At 74.0% G+C, this 18,754-nt stretch carries 19 protein-coding genes; 9 read left to right on the forward strand and 10 right to left on the reverse strand.

What is annotated here, in order from left to right:
* The first annotated feature begins 345 nt into the window (after nucleotides 1–345).
* Nucleotides 346–1,686 (forward strand): cation:proton antiporter, encoded by a 1,341-nt coding sequence (locus ACH4SE_RS33155; protein WP_398547261.1) that lies wholly within the window; start codon nucleotides 346–348, stop codon nucleotides 1,684–1,686.
* 228 nt (nucleotides 1,687–1,914) lie between these two features.
* Here the strand turns inward: ACH4SE_RS33155 and ACH4SE_RS33160 are convergent, their stop codons facing one another.
* Nucleotides 1,915–2,109 carry a hypothetical protein gene (locus ACH4SE_RS33160; protein WP_398547262.1) on the reverse strand — a complete coding sequence of 65 codons (195 nt, stop codon included), beginning with the start codon at nucleotides 2,107–2,109 and terminating at the stop codon, nucleotides 1,915–1,917.
* A 67-nt stretch (nucleotides 2,110–2,176) separates the two neighbouring features.
* Between ACH4SE_RS33160 and ACH4SE_RS33165 the strand changes: the two genes are divergently transcribed.
* Complete coding sequence (locus tag ACH4SE_RS33165; RefSeq protein WP_398547263.1) at nucleotides 2,177–2,782, forward strand: TetR/AcrR family transcriptional regulator; 606 nt, start codon at nucleotides 2,177–2,179, stop codon at nucleotides 2,780–2,782.
* 32 nt (nucleotides 2,783–2,814) lie between these two features.
* Nucleotides 2,815–3,525 (forward strand): GNAT family N-acetyltransferase, encoded by a 711-nt coding sequence (locus tag ACH4SE_RS33170; protein WP_398547264.1) that lies wholly within the window; start codon nucleotides 2,815–2,817, stop codon nucleotides 3,523–3,525.
* 70 nt (nucleotides 3,526–3,595) lie between these two features.
* On the opposite strand, the gene ACH4SE_RS33175 is transcribed toward ACH4SE_RS33170, so the two are convergent.
* The 3 genes from ACH4SE_RS33175 to ACH4SE_RS33185 form a co-directional block, all read right to left on the reverse strand.
* Nucleotides 3,596–4,036, reverse strand: a complete 441-nt coding sequence (locus tag ACH4SE_RS33175) for a hypothetical protein (RefSeq protein ID WP_398547265.1) — start codon at nucleotides 4,034–4,036, stop codon at nucleotides 3,596–3,598.
* Nucleotides 4,037–4,173: 137 nt separating this feature from the next.
* Nucleotides 4,174–5,454, reverse strand: coding sequence for a phosphatase PAP2 family protein (locus tag ACH4SE_RS33180; RefSeq protein ID WP_398547266.1), 1,281 nt, complete (start codon nucleotides 5,452–5,454; stop codon nucleotides 4,174–4,176).
* Nucleotides 5,455–5,862: 408 nt separating this feature from the next.
* Nucleotides 5,863–6,705: a lysozyme gene (locus ACH4SE_RS33185; protein ID WP_398547267.1), complete on the reverse strand. Its 843-nt coding sequence runs from the start codon at nucleotides 6,703–6,705 to the stop codon at nucleotides 5,863–5,865.
* A gap of 1,408 nt (nucleotides 6,706–8,113) precedes the next feature.
* Here ACH4SE_RS33185 and ACH4SE_RS33190 point away from each other — a divergent pair.
* Entirely contained in the window at nucleotides 8,114–8,689 is a 576-nt protein-coding gene (locus ACH4SE_RS33190; RefSeq protein ID WP_398547268.1) for a PadR family transcriptional regulator, read from the forward strand.
* 27 nt (nucleotides 8,690–8,716) lie between these two features.
* Nucleotides 8,717–9,724 carry a tyrosine-protein phosphatase gene (locus ACH4SE_RS33195; protein ID WP_398547269.1) on the forward strand — a complete coding sequence of 336 codons (1,008 nt, stop codon included), beginning with the start codon at nucleotides 8,717–8,719 and terminating at the stop codon, nucleotides 9,722–9,724.
* Nucleotides 9,725–9,808: 84 nt separating this feature from the next.
* Here the strand turns inward: ACH4SE_RS33195 and ACH4SE_RS33200 are convergent, their stop codons facing one another.
* Genes ACH4SE_RS33200 through ACH4SE_RS33225 form a run of 6 tightly spaced genes read right to left on the reverse strand, consistent with a single transcriptional unit; the run spans nucleotide 9,809 to nucleotide 14,641 of the window.
* Nucleotides 9,809–10,876 carry an FAD-dependent monooxygenase gene (locus ACH4SE_RS33200; RefSeq protein ID WP_398547270.1) on the reverse strand — a complete coding sequence of 356 codons (1,068 nt, stop codon included), beginning with the start codon at nucleotides 10,874–10,876 and terminating at the stop codon, nucleotides 9,809–9,811.
* Nucleotides 10,876–11,724, reverse strand: a complete 849-nt coding sequence (locus tag ACH4SE_RS33205) for a class I SAM-dependent methyltransferase (RefSeq protein WP_398547271.1) — start codon at nucleotides 11,722–11,724, stop codon at nucleotides 10,876–10,878. The genes ACH4SE_RS33200 and ACH4SE_RS33205 overlap by 1 nt, the downstream gene beginning before the upstream one ends.
* A complete protein-coding gene (locus ACH4SE_RS33210) occupies nucleotides 11,724–12,383 on the reverse strand; it encodes a response regulator (RefSeq protein WP_398547272.1) in 660 nt (219 codons plus the stop codon). The genes ACH4SE_RS33205 and ACH4SE_RS33210 overlap by 1 nt, the downstream gene beginning before the upstream one ends.
* Nucleotides 12,380–13,042, reverse strand: a complete 663-nt coding sequence (locus tag ACH4SE_RS33215) for a sensor histidine kinase (protein WP_398547273.1) — start codon at nucleotides 13,040–13,042, stop codon at nucleotides 12,380–12,382. The genes ACH4SE_RS33210 and ACH4SE_RS33215 overlap by 4 nt, the downstream gene beginning before the upstream one ends.
* Nucleotides 13,042–13,743 (reverse strand): class I SAM-dependent methyltransferase, encoded by a 702-nt coding sequence (locus tag ACH4SE_RS33220; protein WP_398547274.1) that lies wholly within the window; start codon nucleotides 13,741–13,743, stop codon nucleotides 13,042–13,044. The genes ACH4SE_RS33215 and ACH4SE_RS33220 overlap by 1 nt, the downstream gene beginning before the upstream one ends.
* Nucleotides 13,744–13,768: 25 nt before the next feature.
* Nucleotides 13,769–14,641: an SAM-dependent methyltransferase gene (locus ACH4SE_RS33225; RefSeq protein ID WP_398547275.1), complete on the reverse strand. Its 873-nt coding sequence runs from the start codon at nucleotides 14,639–14,641 to the stop codon at nucleotides 13,769–13,771.
* Nucleotides 14,642–14,865: 224 nt separating this feature from the next.
* Here ACH4SE_RS33225 and ACH4SE_RS33230 point away from each other — a divergent pair, with 224 nt between their 5' ends.
* The 4 genes from ACH4SE_RS33230 (at nucleotide 14,866) to ACH4SE_RS33245 (ending at nucleotide 18,556) form a co-directional block, all read left to right on the forward strand.
* Complete coding sequence (locus ACH4SE_RS33230) at nucleotides 14,866–15,114, forward strand: acyl carrier protein (RefSeq protein WP_398547276.1); 249 nt, start codon at nucleotides 14,866–14,868, stop codon at nucleotides 15,112–15,114.
* The gene (locus tag ACH4SE_RS33235) at nucleotides 15,111–16,430 is read left to right on the forward strand and encodes a beta-ketoacyl-[acyl-carrier-protein] synthase family protein (protein WP_398547277.1); all 1,320 of its coding nucleotides are present in this window, start codon (nucleotides 15,111–15,113) and stop codon (nucleotides 16,428–16,430) included. The genes ACH4SE_RS33230 and ACH4SE_RS33235 overlap by 4 nt, the downstream gene beginning before the upstream one ends.
* Nucleotides 16,427–17,683, forward strand: coding sequence for a beta-ketoacyl synthase N-terminal-like domain-containing protein (locus tag ACH4SE_RS33240; protein WP_398547278.1), 1,257 nt, complete (start codon nucleotides 16,427–16,429; stop codon nucleotides 17,681–17,683). The genes ACH4SE_RS33235 and ACH4SE_RS33240 overlap by 4 nt, the downstream gene beginning before the upstream one ends.
* 252 nt (nucleotides 17,684–17,935) lie before the next feature.
* Complete coding sequence (locus ACH4SE_RS33245; RefSeq protein WP_398547279.1) at nucleotides 17,936–18,556, forward strand: LuxR C-terminal-related transcriptional regulator; 621 nt, start codon at nucleotides 17,936–17,938, stop codon at nucleotides 18,554–18,556.
* The last annotated feature ends 198 nt before the right edge of the window (nucleotides 18,557–18,754 follow it).

An 18,754-nucleotide genomic window follows, 5' to 3' on the forward strand; every position in this document is an offset into this window, starting at 1 on the left:
ACCGGGTCCGGCCTGCGGTGTCCGCCTTCGCGTCAATCCACCGTCCACCGGGTGGATTTCTCGCGTACCGGCAGTCGTAGACGCCCGTCCGCCCGGCCAATTACACTCGCTGACCTCCGGATTCCTCCGGAGACAGTCCAGGTCGCCTATTGCCCGACGTGCCACCTTCCGTTCCGCGCGCGACCCCTGCACGGTGCACCGCCGACCCCCGGCGCGACGCGCCGACCACCTCACCACCTGGGCCGAACCGGCCCCGCCGTCACGCCCGTCGGCCGCTCCGATCATTGTGCACGCGCCCGCCGGGCCCTCCGCGGCCCGGCGTCCCTCCCGAGGAGACCCGCACACATGACGACCTCCGCGCTGCATTCGCTCGCCCCGCACTCCGACTTACAAATCGCCGTCATGATGGCCGGTATCGCCTTCGTGCTGCTCGTCGGCCTGGTTCTCGGCGGTATCGCCCCGCGATTCCGGCAGCCGGTGGTCATGGCCGAGGTGCTCGCCGGTATCGTCCTCGGGCCGAGCGTGCTCGGGCAGTTCCCGGGCGATCTGACGCACAAACTCTTTCCCGTCGATTCGAGACCGATGCTTTCCGCGGTGTCGCAGGTCGGCCTCGCCCTGTTCATGTTCATGGTGGGGTGGGAGTTCGAGAAGCGCATCCTGCGGCCGCACCGCGGACTCGCCGCGGCCGTGTCGATGTCGTCGATCGCGTGTGCCTTCGGGCTCGGCGTGCTCGTCGCCGTCTTCCTCTACCCGCACCACAACACGGTGGCCGGGCACCACATCTCCTTCACGACCTTCTCCACCTTCATGGGCGCCGCGATGTCCGTGACGGCCTTTCCGGTGCTCGCCCGCATCATCACCGACCGCCGTCTCGGCCACACCCGGGTGGGCACGCTGGCACTGGCGAGCGCCGCCGTGGACGACATCCTCGCGTGGTGCATGCTCGCGTACGTCTCGGCGCTCGTGACGTCCGGCAGCCCGCGCGACCTCGCCCAGGTGCTGTCGCTGAGCGCCGCGTACGTCGCGCTGATGTTCCTCGTCGTCAAGCCCGCGCTGGCCCGCACGGTGAGCTTCTTCGCCGGCCGCCGCAAGTGGCGCGAACTGCTGGTGATGCTCGCCTCGGGCGCGTTCCTGTCCGCCTACGCGACGACCTGGATCGGCATCCACGCGATCTTCGGCGCGTTCCTCTTCGGCTTCGTCATGCCGCGCGAGCCCGCCCGTGAACTGACGGAGCACCTGCGCAAGCCGCTGGACAACGTCAGCACGGTGCTGCTGCCCGTCTTCTTCATCGTCACCGGCCTCGGCGTGGACATCAACGGCCTCGGCGGCCGCCAGTACGTCGAGCTGCTGGCCATCGTCGCCGTCGCCTGCCTCGGCAAGCTCCTCGGCGCCATCGGCCCGGCCCGCGTCTTCGGCCTGTCCTGGACGGAGTCGCGCGCGCTCGGCCTGCTGATGAACACCCGCGGCCTGACCGAGCTGATCATCCTCAACGTGGCCGTCCAACTGGGTGTCCTGGACAGCCAGATGTTCACGATGATGGTCATCATGGCCCTCGTGACCACCGCCCTGGCGGGCCCCCTCCTCCCGCGCGCGAGCGTCCTGGCGAGCGCGGGCGTCGAGGTCCCGCCGCCCGCGAAGTCCCCCCGCCGGGCGGACGAACCCGCGGAGCCCGGCTCCCGCGGCTGACCCCCGCACGCGCGCCGGTGCGGAGGCCCCGCCCTCCGCACCGGCACGCGTGCTCCGGCGGCCGCGTCCGCGCGTCGCCCGGGGCCGTGCCGCCGGCGCGATCCGGTAGATGGGGGCCTCCTTCGTGGCGCGGAGCCGTACCGCGGGGACGTCGGGCCGGTCCGCGTCCTGCCGGGCGGGGGGAGCCTGCCCGGTCGCGCCCCGGCGGGCGTCCGGGTGCCGTCCTCCTCAGTCGTCGTCCGGGTGGAAGAGCGTCCGGAGGACCGCGGTGAGGGCGAAGGCTACGGCCACGACCACGAGGGCCAGGCCGATCGTCGCGGCGGAGCCGACCTCGGAGGGCGGGAAGGCTACCTGGCGGGCGATGTTGAGGACGATCGTGACGGCGGCGAACGTCCGCCACGAGGTCCTGTCGAAACGGCGCATGCCCGTACCCCCTTTTTAGCACGGCTGTGTCACTTCCAAGATAACACAGGCGTGTGATAATGGCCGGATGCCGAAGATGGTCGACCACGAGGAGCGCCGCGCGGAGCTGGCCGTCGCGCTGTGGCGCGTCGCGCTGCGGGAGGGCTTCGACGCGGTGAGCGTCCGCTCCGTCGCGAAGGAGGCCGGCTGGTCGGCGGGGGCGCTGCGGCACTACTTCGCCGACAAGACGGCCATGGTGCTCTTCGCCGTCGACCACGCCGTGCAGGCGGTGCGGGAGCGGGTCGCCGCGGCCAACGCCGCCGCGGGCGCGCTCTCGCCGGAGTTCGTGCAGGCGCATCTGGAGCAGTTGCTGCCGCTGGACGACGAGCGGCGGCTGGAGTCCGAGGCGTGGTTCGCGCTCGTCGTCCTCGCCCACCGCGACCCCGCGGCCGCCGAGCGCCGCACCGAGGTCGACGACCTGATCCGGGACTCCGTCGAGAGCGCGGTCGCCGCGCTGGCGGAACTGGGCGGCCTCGGCGAGGGCCGCGCCCTCGCCGCCGAGAGCGCCCGTCTGCACGCCCTCCTCGACGGCCTCGTCCTCCAGCTCCTCGCCCGCCCCGCCCGTCTGACCCCGGCCCGCGCCCGCGCCCTGCTGGCCGACCACCTCGCCGGCCTGGCCCACCGCAGGGGCTGACGCGCCGGGCGGGCATGTGTAAGGTTCACTATGTGACTGAGACTATTACCTCCTCGGAGGTCGGCAGCACGGACGGACCCGGCGGCCCCGGACGCGCGGGCCTGAAGCGCGCGTGGGTCGAGGGGTGGGTGGTCTCCCGGGCGGCCGCGCCTCCGGTCGAGGAGCCGTGGGGCTTCACCGTCGACGTGGGGCTGGTGCAGCAGGTGCGCCGGTACGTGCTGCCGGACGCGGACGAGGCGCTCGTCCGCCACTTCATGCGGACCGTCACCGCGCCCGGGACCTGGATCAAGTGCTTCCTGGAGCCGGAGACCGTCGAGCCCTGGCTCGCCCCGGGCTGGGAGCTCGACAGCCCCGGCTTCCTGATGGCGACCCGCCTCGCCCCGGTGCCCGAGCCCCGTTGCCCCGACGGCTACCGGCTGCGCACCTGGACCCGCGGCGGCCTCACCCGCGCGCTCGTCACCACCGCCGGCCACGCCTTCGCCGCCCGCGGCCAGATCGCGGTCCCCGCGCCCGGCGCCGCCGCCGTGATCGACCAGATAGAGACGTCACCGGACCACCGCCGCCACGGCCTCGGCAGCCTCGTCGTGCGCACCCTGTGCAACGCGGCGGCCGCCGCCGGATGCCCGGCCGCCGTCCTGGGCGCGACGGTCGAGGGCCGCGCCCTCTACGAGCACCTGGGCTGGACGGCGTACGGACCCCTGACCGGCGCGGTCCTCACCCCGCCCGCCGGACCATCCGTGTAGCCCTCCGGCCGCACTTCCCGGTCGGGCGGCGAGTCCGCGCCGCCCGTTCCCGCGGGAGCCGGCGGCAGCGTCAGTCCCGCCCCCTGTCGCGGAACCACCAGGTCAGCCGCTCCCTGACGTGGTGCCGCCACAGCCACCACGGAAGCCGCCGGTGGGCGACGAAGGACCAGAGGTCGTCATCGGCCTCGTTTCCGCGCGGGCAGCCGCGCAGGAGGTCCAGGCACCGCCGGTCAACGGTCCCGTGCAGCCGGGCGACGTGGGCCAGGGCGATGACACCCTGGCGGCGGACCTCCGGGTCGTCCGCCTCCAGCGCCCTGGCAACCCGGGGCAGGATCGCCTCCGCGTCCGCATGGTTGAGAGCGAGCGCGATCACAGCCACCCCTACGAGCGGCTCGCCCCGGCCGAACGCGGCATCGACCTCCCCGGGCCGGTCGGTCCACCGCAACGTGGAGCCGTCCTGCCAGTTCAGGACGGGTGCCGGATCGACCGGGCCGCTCTCGTCAGGGTGCACCGCACGACCCTACCGAGCCGCACCCGCAGATCCCTCGCCGTACGAGCCGCGCTCGCCCCCGAGGCCGCACCGCCCCGGCACGACGTGCCCGGGTGCGAGGGCGCGCCCGTCACGCGGGGGATGCGCCCGGCCCCGGCTCAGACCAGCACGGCCGCCGGTTCCGCGGCCGGTTCCCGGGTGAGCGGAGGGGACCACGGGCGGGTCGTGCGGACGTAGGCGGTGATCACCGACAGGAGGGCCAGGACCAGCAGGGGGCCGGCGAGCCAGGGGTGGTGGGCCATCTGCACCGGGAGGTAGCGGTACGCGAGCAGCAGCGCGGCGAAGACGGCCGTGCCGTAGGCGACCAGAGCGAGGCCGCGGCGGTCGAGACCGCGGTCGAGGGTGCGCAGGGCGGCCTCGATCGTGAGGGAGAAGACGGCGCCCGCGACGAGGTCGACACCGTAGTGGTAGCCGAAGCCGAGGGTCGCCAGGAGGGTGGCGACGAGCCAGAAGGCCCCGGCGTAGCGCAGGGCGCGCGGGCCGCGGCGCGAGTGGACGAAGATCGCGGTGGCCCACGCGGTGTGCAGGCTGGGCATGCAGTTGCGCGGGGTGACCTCGTCGAAGGGCATCGGGTGCGGGGTGGTGAGCGCGGGCGGGGTGTGCGGCCACAGGTTCGCGAGCGCCCAGTGCCCGCCGTCGCCGCCGTACGCGAAGACCGGGCCCACGGTCGGGAAGAGCATGTAGATGCCCGGCCCGACCAGGCCGATGACCAGGAACGTGCGCACCAGGTGGTGCCGCGGGAAGCGGCGCTCGGACGCGACGTGCCGCAGCTGGTAGAAGGCGACGGCGACGGCGGCCACGGCGAGCTGGATGTAGACGTAGTCCAGCAGGTGCTCGCCGACCGGCCCGGTGGCGTGCACCATCCGCCCGACCAGCCACGACGGGTTGCCGAGCGCCCGGTCGGCGGTCTCGGCGTACGGGTCGAGCACCGAGGGGCGGGCCTTCGACGTGATGAGCAGCCACGTGTCACCGACCTTGCGCCCGGTCACCAGCAGCAGCCCCAGCCCCACCCCCTTGAGCAGCAGGGTCCGCTCCCGCCCGGTGCGGCGGGTCAGCGCGATCACGACGCAGCCGATGATCACCCACAGCGCCCCGTTGCCGAAGGTCGGCTTCGCCCCCGCCGCCCAGCGGACGAGCAGGAAGACGACGTCGACGCCGACCGCCGCGCCCAGCGCGACCGCCCGCTCGCGCCATGTGAGCACCACCATCATCAGCGCCATGCTCGCGTAGAGCAGGAAGCCCGACTTCGGCGCGAACACGACCTCCCGCACCTGGTTGGTGACCGGCCCCGGCAGGTCGTAGTGCCGGGCGGCGATCTCCATCCCGGCCATGAAGGCGGCGGTCACCACCCCGGCCACGCCCCACAGCCATCCCGGCACCCGGATCGGCTTCACCGGCGTGGCCGCGCCCGTGGCGAGCGCTGCGTCGGTGGAACGGTCCGGGTGCCGGGACGACCGGGACTGCCGGGGTATTCGGGCCCGTATTCGCGAGGAGATCTGCGTCAACGGACTGACCGGTCTGTCGTAACGGAAGTGGTTATCGCGTTATTCATGCCGTAATGCGGGGCTTTCCGGTGAACGGGCGACGAAGGACAATCGTCATAGGCTCGAACATGCTAACGGAACACCACGAGTGGGTACCGCTGCCCACGGACGGTGCGAAAGTGCCCTTGTGAAAGTGGTGTGCCGGGCTGCGCCCCTTACCGGCCCGCACGGAGGACCCCCCGCCCGCTACGCGCGTAGCGGACGGGGGCTCCGGTCTCCGCCGGCAGCTCTGTCGCCGCCGGCTCAGCCGTTGGCCAGGGCCTGCACCCGGCTGAAGTCGCCGTTGAAGGCGTCCTGGTCGCCGGGGAAGATGCCGCTGTCGGCGTACTGCCAGATCGTCTGGTAGGGCCAGTTGTACGGCATCGTGCCGGGGCTGCCGTTGTAGTTGGCCAGCGCCAGCGGGTTGGTGGACGAGAAGTCGCCCCTGTTGCCGGTGCACTGGCTCCACCAGCTCGTCGCCGTGTAGATCACCGGCCACCGGGACGTCTTGGCGTGGTATTCGTTGCTGAACGACAGGATCCAGCTGACCATCGAGGACGCCGACAGGCCGTAGCAGCTCGCCCCGTACGGATTCCACTCGATGTCCAGCATGCCGGGCAGCGTCTTGCCGTCCTTCGACCACCCGCCGCCGTGGGCGACGAAGTAGTCCGCCTGCGCGGCGCCCGACGACGTGTTGGGCGTCGCGAAGTGGTAGGAGCCGCGGATCAGGCCCGCGTTGTACGAGCCGTTGTACTGCTGGGTGAAGTACGGGTTCGTGTACGACGTGGACTCCGTCGCCTTCACGTACGCGAAACGCGCACCGTTCGCCGCGACCGAGGACCAGTTGACGTTGCCCTGGTAGCTGCTGACGTCGAGGCCGGGCGTGCCCGCGACGTTCGGCGTGAGCGTGAGGGTGCCCGCGTCCGCGGCGGACTGGTGCTTGGCGGCCTGGGAGCCCGCCCAGTCAAGCTCGGGGTGGGTGATCGGGTTCTTGGCGCTGTGGGAGGGGGCGGCCGCGGCCGGTATCGCGGTGGCACCGAGGGCGGCACAGGCCACCGCCGCGCAGGCGACGAGCCCGCGGGAGGTGACAGGGGCATGCCAATTCATGAAGTCCTCCGGACAGGAAGGGGAGTGCCGGGTGGGGGTGGGGGGACGGCGTCGTCCAAGCCAAGAGTGAAGGTAACTTTCGCTCCGCACAAGGCGCTTGGAAGAAAACTTCCATGCGCCGGGGGTGGGGGCCGCACGGGCCGGTACGAACCGGCGCGCCCCGCCCCGCACCCCGCCCCGCACCCCGCCGGGCGCCACCCCCCTCGCGCCCGGCCCCGCGGCCCGTCTGCGCCGCTTCGGGCGGTGCCCGCTTGCGGTGGGGCTTGCGGCTGCCCGCCGCCGGGTCCGCGTCAGGCGGTGCCCGGTTGCCGGTACGTGGGCGGGTGTCCCGCCGTGGGGGTTTCCCGCGCCTGGCGGCGCGGGGTGTTCCCACCCCCACCATCCGTGCGGGATATGACGTCGGCTGACGGCCTTCTCGTGGGGGTGCGCCGCCGTCGGGGGCGAACCGCAGTCCCCGGACAACCTCACCCCCACCGGCAGGCAGCCGCCACACCGGCCCGGGAGGGGGACGATCCGGGGGTGCCCCCGCAGGAATGCGCACCCCCTCCCCGCCACCTACGTCATGACGTCAGACGCGCATTCCGAGGAGGTACCCCCGGAGTGGCACCCGACCCCAACCCCCGAGCAAGGGCGCGATGCCCCGCCGGGCAACCCAGGGGCGCGAGGAACTGCGCGAGCAACCACCCACCGGCAGAACGGCGAACCCCCACCGCAAGTGGCACCCCCTCAGGGGCGCGGGGAACTGCGCGAGCAACCACCCACCGGCGGAACGGCGAGCGGCCACCGCAAGTGGCACCCCTCGGGGGCGCGAGGAACGGCGCGCTCAGCCCCCACCATGCGAACGGCGAACCGCCCGCCGCAAACGGCACCCCCTCGGGGCGCGGGGCGAGCGAGCGCCGGCAACCGCCCCGGCTCAGTCCTTGTGCTGGTACTTCGTGCCGCCGATGAACACCAGCAGCGTCCCGACGCAGATCGCGATCACCGCGACCGAGAACCCGATCGTCTCCAGTGCCCTCATCGCCCAGCCTCCTCGCCGCCCCGCCGCTCCCCCCGCCACTTCCCCGTCCCACCCTCACCGTCGCACAGGGCGACGTAAGCGGCATTCCGGACGCCTCCGCCCAGGCCCCGGCGGGCCCCCGCGGAGCCCGCCCGCGGACCCCCGGCGCGGACCCCCGCAGAAGACCCCCGCGGAAGGCCCCCGCGGACCCCCTGCGGAACCCCGGCGCGGACCCCCGCAGAAGACCCCCGCGGAAGCGCGGCCCCCCCCCGCGGCCAGCCCCCCCCGCGGACGGCCCCCGCGGCCAGCCCCCGCAGAAGCCCCCCGGGGACGGGCCCCGCAAGCCCCCCGCCCACGCTATAGTCGAAGTCGGGTAATCGAACTCGGTCATCCCAGGAGGGGGGCGCCACCATGGCGGCGCGTGCGGTGCGCTCACCGCTCACACTGGCGGTCCTGAGCCTGCTCAGGGACCGGCCTCGGCATCCGTACGAGATCCAGGCCCTCGTGCGGGAACGGCACGTCGACCAGGTCGTGAGGATGCGGGGCGGGTCGCTCTACGACGCGATCCGGCGGCTGGCCGAGGCCGGGCTCGTGACCACGGTGGCGTCGGAGCGGGCGGGGGCGCGGCCGGAGCGGACGGTGTACGCGATCACGGACGAGGGCCGCGCCGTCGCGGACGCGCTCGTGCGGGACTACCTGCGCACGCCCGCCCAGGACTTCCCGGTCTTCGTCACGGGCCTCGCCCACATCCTCGACCTCGATCCGGCCACCGCGGCCGGCCTGCTGCGGGAGCGGCGTGCCGCGATCCGGGCCGAGTACGACCGGGTCGCGGCCCAGCTGGACGCCGACACCGCGGATCTGCCGCGGGTCGTGACGCTGGAGGCCGACTACGCCCAGGCGCTGCGTGTCGCCGAGCTGGCCTGGCTCGACCGCGTCGCGGCCGAGATCGACGCGGGAGAGCTGCCCTGGCCGGAAGGCCGTACGTAAAGGACCCGGCAACGAGCGGAGGAGCACATGCAAACGGTCGTGTTGGCGGTCGACGTCGTGCGCGGCGCCACCGGAGGGCTCGACGTGACGTGGGAGGCGGCGGGGCCGGGTGCCGTGGAGGTGGCGGTCGGGCCGACGCCCGACGCGGCCGGCAGCGGCCCGCCCGTCGCCCGTGTCGCGGACGGCGCCGCCCGCCGGGTCGCCCTCGACGGGCTGGGGCCCGGGCGCCACTACGTGCGGGTCGGCCCCGCGGGCGGCGGGCCCGCCGTGCTCGCCGCCGAGCGCGTGCTGCCGCTCGAAGGGGCCGGCAACTTCCGCGACCTCGGCGGCTACCCCGTGCGGGACGGCCGCCGCACCCGCTGGGGCCTGGTCTTCCGCGCCGACGCCCCCGACCGCCTCACCGCCGCCGACCTCGAGGCCCTCGCCCCGCTCGGCCTGCGTGTGGCCTACGACCTGCGCACCCCGGACGAGCGCGCGAAGGCCCCTTCCGTGCTGCCGGCGGCCGTCCGCCGCGAGCCGTACGACATCGGCGGCGACGCCGCCCGGACGAGCCTGCTCGGCGACCTCTTCCGCACCGGCCGCCTCGACGCGCTGCCCGACGACTTCCTGCACCGCGTCTACCTCGACATGGCCGAGCAGGACGCCTCCGTCTTCGGCCGTGTCCTCACCGCGCTCGGCGCCCCGGGCGGCGCCCCGGCCCTCGTCCACTGCACCGCGGGCAAGGACCGCACCGGTATGGCGGCGGCGCTCCTGCTCGCCGCCCTCGGCGTCCCCGATTCCGTGATCCTCGACGACTACACCCTCAGCCGCCGCCACTACAGCGAGCTGCGCCTCGCGGAGATGCTGCCCCGGCTGCGCCGCCTGGGCCTCGACGAATCCCGCTACCACGCCGTCTTCGGCGCCCCCCGCCACGCGATGGAGTCCACCCTTGCCGTCCTGCGGGCGCGTCACGGCTCGATCGAGGACTACCTCACCGCGCGCTGCGGCGTGACGGACGCGACCCTGGCCGCGCTGCGGGAGCGCCTGGTGGCCTGACGGGAGGCGGGCAGGCGGGAGGGGCGCGGCGGGTTCGCCGCGCCCCTCACCTTCGTACCGGGCCGCTCGGACGCGCGAGGACCGTCAGACGCGCGAGGACCAGTCGATGCGGTGATCGAGCACCCAGTCCAGGGAGTTGTCCGGGATGCCGGACCTGAGCTTGGCCGCGGACGCGCGGGCCCCCAGGGCGACGACGGATTCGACCCGCGTGCGGCGCAGCTCCTCGTAGCGGGCGGGTGCCTGGGACCAGGGGAGGTCGCGCAGGCACTGGGCGAGCACCACGGCGTCCTCCAGGGCCATGGAGGAGCCCTGGCCGGAGGTGGGGGTGGTGGCGTGGGCGGCGTCGCCGAGGAGGACGAGGCGGTCGCGGCTCCAGACGGGGACGGTGGGCAGGTCGTGGGTGGCGAGTGCGTAGAGGTCCGTCCACGTCGCGCGGATGACGTCGCGGACGAAGGACGGGGCGGAGGCGAAGGTGTCGAGGAGGCGGGCGGTGAGTGCGGCGCGGTCCATCGCGGCGAGTTCGGCGCGGGTGGGCTCGGCGCCCCACGGGAGGTTGGCGAACCACCACACCTCACGGCTGCCGGAGACGGTGTAGCCGAAGAAGCCCTTGGGGGAGGGGACGAACTGGAGCTGCGCCGGCTCGCCCGGGGCGTCCACGCCGGAGGCGAAGCCGCCGAGGTTGAGCAGGGGTACGTAGCGGGTCCGCGGGGCGTCCGGGTCGATGAGGGTGCGGGTGCGGGAGTGGATGCCGTCGCAGCCGACGAGCAGGTCGCCGGAGAGCGCCGGGCCCTCGGCGAAGCGCGCGACCACGCCGTCCGCGAAGGTGTCCGCGGCGACGAGCTTGCGGTCGTGCAGGATACGGGCCCCGGCCGCGACCGCGGCCTCGCGCAGCACCCGGTAGAGGCCGGCCCGGCGGATCGGCGCGAAACCGGAGGGTCCCGCGGCGCCCGCGAGCGACTCGCGCAGCACCGCGTCCTTCAGGCCCAGCACCTCCAGCGCGGCGAGGCCGTTGGGGGCGAGCATGACCCACAGCCCGGCGTCCTTGTCCTGCGCGGGGCGGGCCTCGCAGATCGTGACCTGCGCGCCGATCGAGCGCAGCGCGACGGCGGTGGCCGGGCCGGCCACCCCGCCGCCGATGACCAGGGCGTGCATCACTGGCTCCTCTCGTCGTGGGTGGTGCGGGCGTGCACGATGCGGCCGCCGAACAGGTCGGGCAGCGCCGGGTCGAGGTCGTACCGCGTCACGCAGTCCCGCCAGCCGACGTCGACGATGCTGCCGAAGCCCGCGTCGGCCAGCTCCGCGGCGATCTCCGGCGGGGTGAAGAAGGACCGCCACGGCTCGCCCATGCGGGCCATCGCCTCGGCCTGCGCGGCGAGCGCGGGCCTGCGGTGCGGGGGGAGCGCGGCGGCGGGCTGGTTGTAGTCGAAGACCAGCTCGGCGGGCGCGGGCAGGCCCGCGACGAAGCGGGCGGTGTCCAGCAGCGCCTCCCGTTCCAGGTACGGCGCCACCCCGAGCAGCAGGAAGAACGCCGGCGCGGTGCGGTCGAACCCGGCGGCCACGAGCGCCTGTTCCGCGGTCTGCTCGGCGAAGTCGGCGGGGCAGAAGACGACCGTGTCGGGGACGTCGATGCCCGCCGCGGCGAGCCGCTCGCGCTTCCATGCCTGGGTGGCGGGCAGGTCCACCTCGAAGACCCGCAGCCCGGGGTCGCGGTTGCGGTACGCGAAGGTGTCGAGTCCCGCGCCGAGGATGACCACCTGCCGGGTGCGGGACGCGGCGAGCAGGGCGTCCTCGGCGACCCGGTGGCGCAGCGCCATGAACAGCCGCACCTCGGCGGGCATCCCGTGCGGTGTGCCGCCCGCGGGCCGGTCCGGGCCGGCGGAGGCCGGCAGGATGCGGGCCGCCAGCGGGTCGGCGAAGACCCGTGGCGAGTCCGCGGTCTGGTGGGCGGCGCGGGCGTGCGCCGAACTCATCGCGGTGCGGCTGGGCCGGCCCGTCTGCATCAGCGCTCTCCTCCTGTCGTGGTCAGCCGCAACCGCCGTGCGTGGCTGATCAGTTCGGCCCGGCGGCTGACGCCGAGCTTGACCTTGATCGACGCCCGCTGGGCCTCGACGGTGCGGACGGACAGGCCCAGCTCGTCGGCGATCTGCGGGTGGGTGAGGCCGTCGGCGATCAGGCCCAGCACCTCGCGCTCGCGGCGGCTGAGCGGGCCGTCCGGGCCCGCGGGGCGGTCCAGCAGGGCCGCGCCGAGGGCGGGTTGCAGGTAGCGGCCGCCGGCCGCGAGCGCGTCGACGGCGGCGACCAGCTCCTCGGCGGCGGCGTCCTTGGGCAGGAAGCCGTGGGCCCCGGCGGCGAGCGCGTCGCGTGCGGAGTCCAGGTCGTTGCGCATGGTCAGGATGAGCACCCGGGTGGCCGGGGACAGCGCCCGGACGGTCGGCAGGACGGGGAGGCTGGGGGTGCCGAGGAAGCTCAGGTCGAGCAGCAGCACGTCGGGGCGGTGCCGGCGGACCTGCGCGACGGTGCCGGGCAGGTCGGCGGCCTCGCCGGCGATGCGGTAGCGCTCGCCGTCCAGCAGGGTGCGGATGCCGTAGCGGACGACCGGGTGGTCGTCGCTGATGAGGACGCTCGGGGCGGGGCCGGCCCCGCGGCCGGGACGCGTCATCGCCGGGTCCCCCCGTCGGGCGGTGTGCGCGGCTGCCTGGGCAGGGAGAGGGTGAGGGAGGTGCCGTCGCCGCCGGACCGTACGGCGAGGTAGCCGCCCGCCGCACGGGCGCGGGCGTAGCTCGCGCCGAGCCCGAAGTGCGCGCGCGGCCCGGCCGTCCGCGCGGGCAGGAAGCCGTGGCCGTCGTCCGACACGACGCACACCAGCCGGCTCCGGGACGACGCGAGGGTCACCCACGCGTGCGCGGCGCCGCTGTGCCGGGCGGTGTTGTGCAGGGCCTCGCGGACGATCCGGTACGCGACCAGGTCGTTGCCCGACCAGCCGCCGGTCCGGGCCGTGCGGTCGTCGACGCGTATCCGCACGCCGGTGGCCGACTGGAGGTGCGCGGCGGTGGCGGCCAGGGCGCTCGGGAGGTCCTGCTGCGGCGGCACGTCCGGCTCGGCGGCCGGTTCCGCGGGGATCGCGTCCCCGGCCCCCGCGATGAGGCGGCGCAGCCCCGCGATCTCGCCGTCCAGCAACTCCCGTAACTCCTCGCCGACTTCCCGGGGCAGCGGGCCGGGCCCGGCGAGCGCCCGGCCCAGCCGGATCCGGGCGACGGCCAGGCTCTGGAGCACCCCGTCGTGCAACTGCTGTGCCAGGGGGGACGGTTCGCCGCTCATCACGCCCCCGGGTGGCGCGCGGAGAAGAGGCAGACCGTCCCCGAGCGGACGGTCTCGACATCGGTGAAGCGCGCGCGCAGCTGCTCGGCGAGGTCGTCGATCCGGTCGTCGAGGTTGCTGAAGACCTCGCTGCGGTTGAGCTTGGCCAGCAGTGTGCCGGAGCGCTTGCTGTGGTGCGGGCCGAGGCCCAGCACGGTGGCGCCGAACACCCGGGCGCCGGGCCGCAGATGGGGCCTGACGTGGTCGAAGACCACGGCCTTGTGCGCCATCGTGCCCGGCAGGCAGTGCAGCAGGAAGTTCATGCCGACCGAGTCAAAGCGCGCGCCGCCCAGGCTGTCGAAGGGCCGGAAGGCGTCCCCGGTGCGGACGTCGGGGCGGTAGCGGCGGATGCGGTGCGCGGCGGTCCGGAGGACGACCTCGTTGAGGTCGAGCAGGGTGATCGACGGGGATTCCACCGGAAATCTGCATTTGTCCATGAACCATCCGGTGCCCGGACCGATATCGAGATGCGCGGCCCCGGCGTGCCGGTTGTAATGTGCCAGCATTCTGCCGCGCGGGCAGCGCCACATGAAGCGGCTCATCATGCCGAGCACGAAGAGGTCGTACGCGGCGAGCATGGGGCGCCGATAGGACTCGGCGCCCGCCTGAATGCGCTCCTGCGTCGGTTCGGAAAGTTCGGTCTGCGCGCGGTTCGATTCCATGGCAGTCAATCCTTCGCCGGTCGCGTCAGAGGCGGGTCGCGGTGACGAACTGGCCGCCCGGCAGCCGTCCGTCGGGCCGCCCGTAGCGCGCGCCCAGCTCCCCGCGGTCGGTCACGTGCAGGCTCCAGCCCTGCCCCGCGACCCAGTCCCGCCCCTCCGGGCCGAGGCCGCCGCGCACCATGGCGCTGATCCGGTCGGCGCCCGGGGTGCTGAGGGCGGCGTTCTTCGCCCGCGGGTCGGGGCCGGCCTTGTCGGAGTGCTCGAAGACCAGCTTGCTGCCCGGCGCGGACAGCCGCCCGACGTCGCCGACGACCTTCCGCGCCTGCTCGCCGGTGAGGTACGGCAGCACCCCCTCGGCGACCCACGCGGTCGGCCGCGCGGGGTCGAAGGACCGGCCGGCCAGCCGGGCGGCGAAGTCCTCGCGCAGGTCGGCGTGCACCGCGGTGCGCGAGCGGGCGGTCGGCTTCGCGCCCGCGGCGGCGAGCACGGCGTCCTTGAAGCCGAAGACGGACGGGGTGTCGACCTCGTACACGTCCGCGTCCGGCACGGGCAGCCGGAAGGCGCGCGCGTCGAGCCCGGCGCCGAGGATGACCACCTGGCGGCAGCCGCCGGCGACGGCCTCGCACACGTAGTCGTCGATGAAGCGGGTGCGGACGACCCCGCGGGAGTAGAACAGGTCGACCCAGGCCTCCAGCGAGGGCCACTCGTCCGGCTCCAGCACCTCCCTGGCCGCGTCCACGAACCCCTGCGCCCAGGGGTCGTCGAACATCCGGTCGGCGCGGGCGGATTCCAGCGCCCGGGCCATCGCCACCGCCACCGAGGTGACCCCGGCGCCGGCCGGCGCCCCCGCGGGAGCCGCCGGGGCCGCGGGCACGGAGGGCGCTGCTGACGAGTCCATTACCGTCTCCTCGCATTCGGGAAATCAATTGACGCCAGTGAAGCACCGGCCGGGAAATTGCGTCAATAATTCCCCCGGTCGGCAAAGCTTCGTCCCCGGGGATGGGCGGGCCTCGTTCTCGGGTATGAGCCGATTTAGTTCTCTGGGCTGAAGATAATCCGGCTGGATATTGCGTAACCTGAGTCGCCGGGTTCCGTTGCTGGAAATGTGAAAGGGGATTCGCTGTGCCGACATTCACAATTGACGAGCTGATGGAGATCCTGGTCGTCAAAACCGGGCTGCCCAGGTCCGCCGTGACCGCCGACCCCGGGGCCACGCTCGGCGACGTCGACCTCGACTCGCTGGCGCAACTCCAGGTCAGGGCCGAGATCGAGGACCGCTACGGGGTCGCGCTGGAGGACGAGCACGCCCACGCGACCTTCGGCGAGCTGGTGGCGCTGGTCAACGAGGGACTGAGCGAGCGGGCACGATGAGCGGCCCGCTGAGCGGCCCCCGCGGCAGTGGTCCGGCGGGCGGCGGGCGCCGTGTCGTGGTGACCGGGATCGGGGTGGTCGCCCCCGGCGGCCCCACCCGCAAGGCCTTCTGGCAGATGCTCACGGACGGGCGCACCGCCACCCGGCGGATCTCGTTGTTCAACCCCGCGCAGTTCCGCTCCCAGCTGGCGGCGGAGGTGGACTTCGACCCGCTGGCCGCCGGCCTCACCCGGCAGGAGGTGTTCCGCAACGACCGCTCCGTGCAGTTCGCGCTGGTCGCCGCCGACGAGGCGGTGGCCGACTCCGGCCTGGAGCTGGACGCGGAGGGCCCGGCCGGCGTCGACCACGACCGGATGGCGGTGTGCCTGGGCAGCGCGGTCGGCGCGAGCACCCGCCTGGAGGACGAGTACGTGGTCGCCAGCGACGGCGGCCGCAGCTGGCTCGTCGACCCGCGCTTCGCCTCCGATTTCCTCTACCAGGCGTGGATCCCCAGCAGCCTCGCGGCCGAGGTCGCCCACCGCTTCGCGGCCCACGGCCCGGCGTCGGTGGTCTCCACCGGCTGCACCTCGGGCATCGACGCGCTCGGCCAGGCGTACCAGCTCATCCAGGACGACATGGCCGACCTGGTGATCGCCGGCGCGAGCGACGCGCCCATCACCCCCATCTCCATGGCCTGCTTCGACGCGATCGGCGCCACCAGCACCCGCAACGACGATCCCGCGCACGCCTCCCGCCCCTTCGACGCCACGCGCGACGGCTTCGTGATGGGCGAGGGCTCCGCGGTGCTCGTCCTGGAGGAGTACGAGCACGCACGGCGGCGCGACGCGCACGTCTACGCCGAGATCCGCGGCTACGCCAACCGCTGCAACGCCTTCCACATGACCGGACTGCGCCCGGACGGCGCCGAGATGGCCGTCGCCATCCGCAGCGCGCTGGACCAGGCCCGGCTGGACCCCACCGCGCTGGACTACGTCAACGCGCACGGCTCGGGCACCAAGCAGAACGACCGGCACGAGACCGCCGCCTTCAAGGCCGGCCTCGGCGAGCACGCCTACCGGGTGCCGGTCAGCTCCATCAAGTCCATGGTCGGGCACTCGCTCGGCGCGATCGGCTCCATCGAGGTGGCCGCGACCGCGCTGGCGATCGAGCACGACGTGGTGCCGCCGACGGCCAACTACGCCGAGCCCGACCCGCTGTGCGACCTCGACTACGTGCCCAACACCGCGCGCGACCACCGTGTGGACGCCGCGCTGTCGGTCGGCAGCGGCTTCGGCGGCTTCCAGTCCGCCATCGTCCTGACGGCGGTGGACCGGTGACCGCCGTGATCACCGGGATCGGCGTCGTGGCGCCGACCGGCACCGGCGCCGGCGAGCACTGGCGCGCCACCCTCGCGGGCGAGCTCGCCGTGCGCCCCATCGAGGCCTTCGACACCGGCGGTTACGCCACCACGCTCGCCGGCCAGATCACCGGCTTCGACGTGGAGGCCCACGTGCCGGGCCGGCTCGCGGTCCAGACCGACCGCTGGACGTGGCTCGCCTTCGCCGCGGCCGGCATGGCCCTCGACGACGCCGGCTACGACCCGGCCGCGCACGACCCGTACGCCACCTCCGTGATCCTCGGCAGCGGTTCGGGCGGCAACGAGTTCGGGCAGCGCGAGATCCAGGCGCTGTGGAGCCGGGGCCGCAAGGCGGTCGGGGTCTACCAGTCGATCGCCTGGTTCTACGCCGCCAGCACCGGCCAACTGGCCATCCACCACGGCACGAAGGGCCCCTGCGGGGTGCTGGTCGCGGACGCCGCGTCCGGTCTCGACAGCCTCGGCTGGGCGGACCGCGCGATCCGCCGCGGCACCGGCGCCGTGCTCGCGGGGGGCACCGAGGCGCCCCTCGCCCCCTACGCGCTGACCGCCCAGATGGCCGGCGGCAAGCTGTCCACCGCGACCGACCCCCGGGCCGGCTACAAGCCCTTCGACCGCGCGGCCGGCGGCCATGTCCCGGGCGAGGGCGGCGCGGTGCTGCTGGTCGAGGACGAGGCGGCGGTACGCGCCAGGTCCGGGCCGGCCGGCTACGGCACCGTCGCCGGCTACGCCGCCACCCACGACGCCCACCACTACCGGGACTCCGCACCGGACGGCCGGCAGTACGCCCGCGCGATCGAACTCGCCGTGCAGCGCGCCGGTCTGGTCCCGTCCGACATCGACATGGTGCTCGCCGACGGGGCGGGCCGCCCGGACGCCGACGCCGCCGAGGCGAGCGCGCTGCGCGCGGTGTTCGGACCGTACGGCGTGCCCGTCACCGCCCCGCAGGGCCTGACCGGGCGGCTGCTCGCGGGCGGCTCCGCGCTCAACGCCGCCACCGCGCTGCTGGCGATGCGGGCCGGCGTGATCCCGCCGTCCGGCAACCTCGACGACCCGGACCCGGCGTACGGCCTCGACCTCGTCCGCACACCGCGCGAACGCCCGCTGCGGGCGGTGCTGGTCACCGCGCGCGGCCAGGGCGGCTTCAACAGCGCGCTGGTGCTGCGCGCCCTCCCGCCGCACGGCGCGGACGACCCCGCCGCCAGGGGGGCGTGAGCCGACACCGGAGACCCGGGACAGGCGGTACCGATATTCGGTGCAGCCACTTGCCGCGGAGTACGCCGAGATCCCACTCACAGGTTACGCGCGTGCGCCGAAGGGGAGCCACCTGCGGATGGCGGTGCTGTCAGTCCCACAAATCCACAGATGGTTTATCACTCTGCGGGGGTCTCGATGGACATTGTACGTGGTTTAGACGATTTGTTGCCTGTCGCAGTTTGTGGCGGTCCCGGCGTGTACAGGGCCGGAATGATGGCGGTTCTGTGCGGTATCCCGGGTATCGACGTCGTCGTCGAATTCGACACCGAGAGTTACAGTCCCAGGCTGTTGCGGGACCATCGGCCGCGCGTGCTGCTGATGGACCTGGACGGCTTCGACACCGAGGACCTGCTCTCCCGCCATCTGGTCAGCCAGACCGACCAGATGGGCGTCAAGGTCCTCGCGCTGTCCGCGAGCCTGGACGCGGGCACCGCGATCAAGGTGCTGCTGGGCGGTGCCCAGGGCTTCCTGCACAAGGACACCCCCGTGCAGGTCCTGGTCGACGCGATACGGGCCGTGGACCGCGGCGGTGTCGCGCTCGATCCGCAGGTGGCCGGCGAACTGGTCAGCACCCTGCGCTACAACGTCCCCAACGAGACCCCGGCCGGTCCGGGCGACACGGTCAAGCTCACCCCGCGGCAGCGGCAGATCCTCGGCCTGATCGGCCACGGGCTGACCAACGTCGAGATCGCCGACCAGCTCCAGCTGGGCCGGCCCACCGTGAAGACGCACATCTCCTCGCTGCTGCGGGCGCTGGACCTGCGCGACCGCACGCAGCTCGCGGTGTACGCCTGTACGCACGGTTTCCGGGCGCACGCGGCGGTGCCCTGACCGGGCCGCCCCGGCACCGGGTGACCCGGTCCGCCCCGGCGGCCGGCGCCACGCGCGCCGGCCCCGGGGCGGACCCGCGCCCGCGGCCCCGCGCCGCGGGTTTCCCGCAGCCCGGCCGCGGAATTACCGCAGGATATTCGCGGCAGAATTCCGATGCGGGCGGCGCGGGCGGGCGGCGAGTATTTCCTTATGAGTGAT

Origin of the sequence: Streptomyces sp. NPDC020983 (genome assembly GCF_044333485.1) — a bacterium.
Classification (GTDB): domain Bacteria; phylum Actinomycetota; class Actinomycetes; order Streptomycetales; family Streptomycetaceae; genus Actinacidiphila.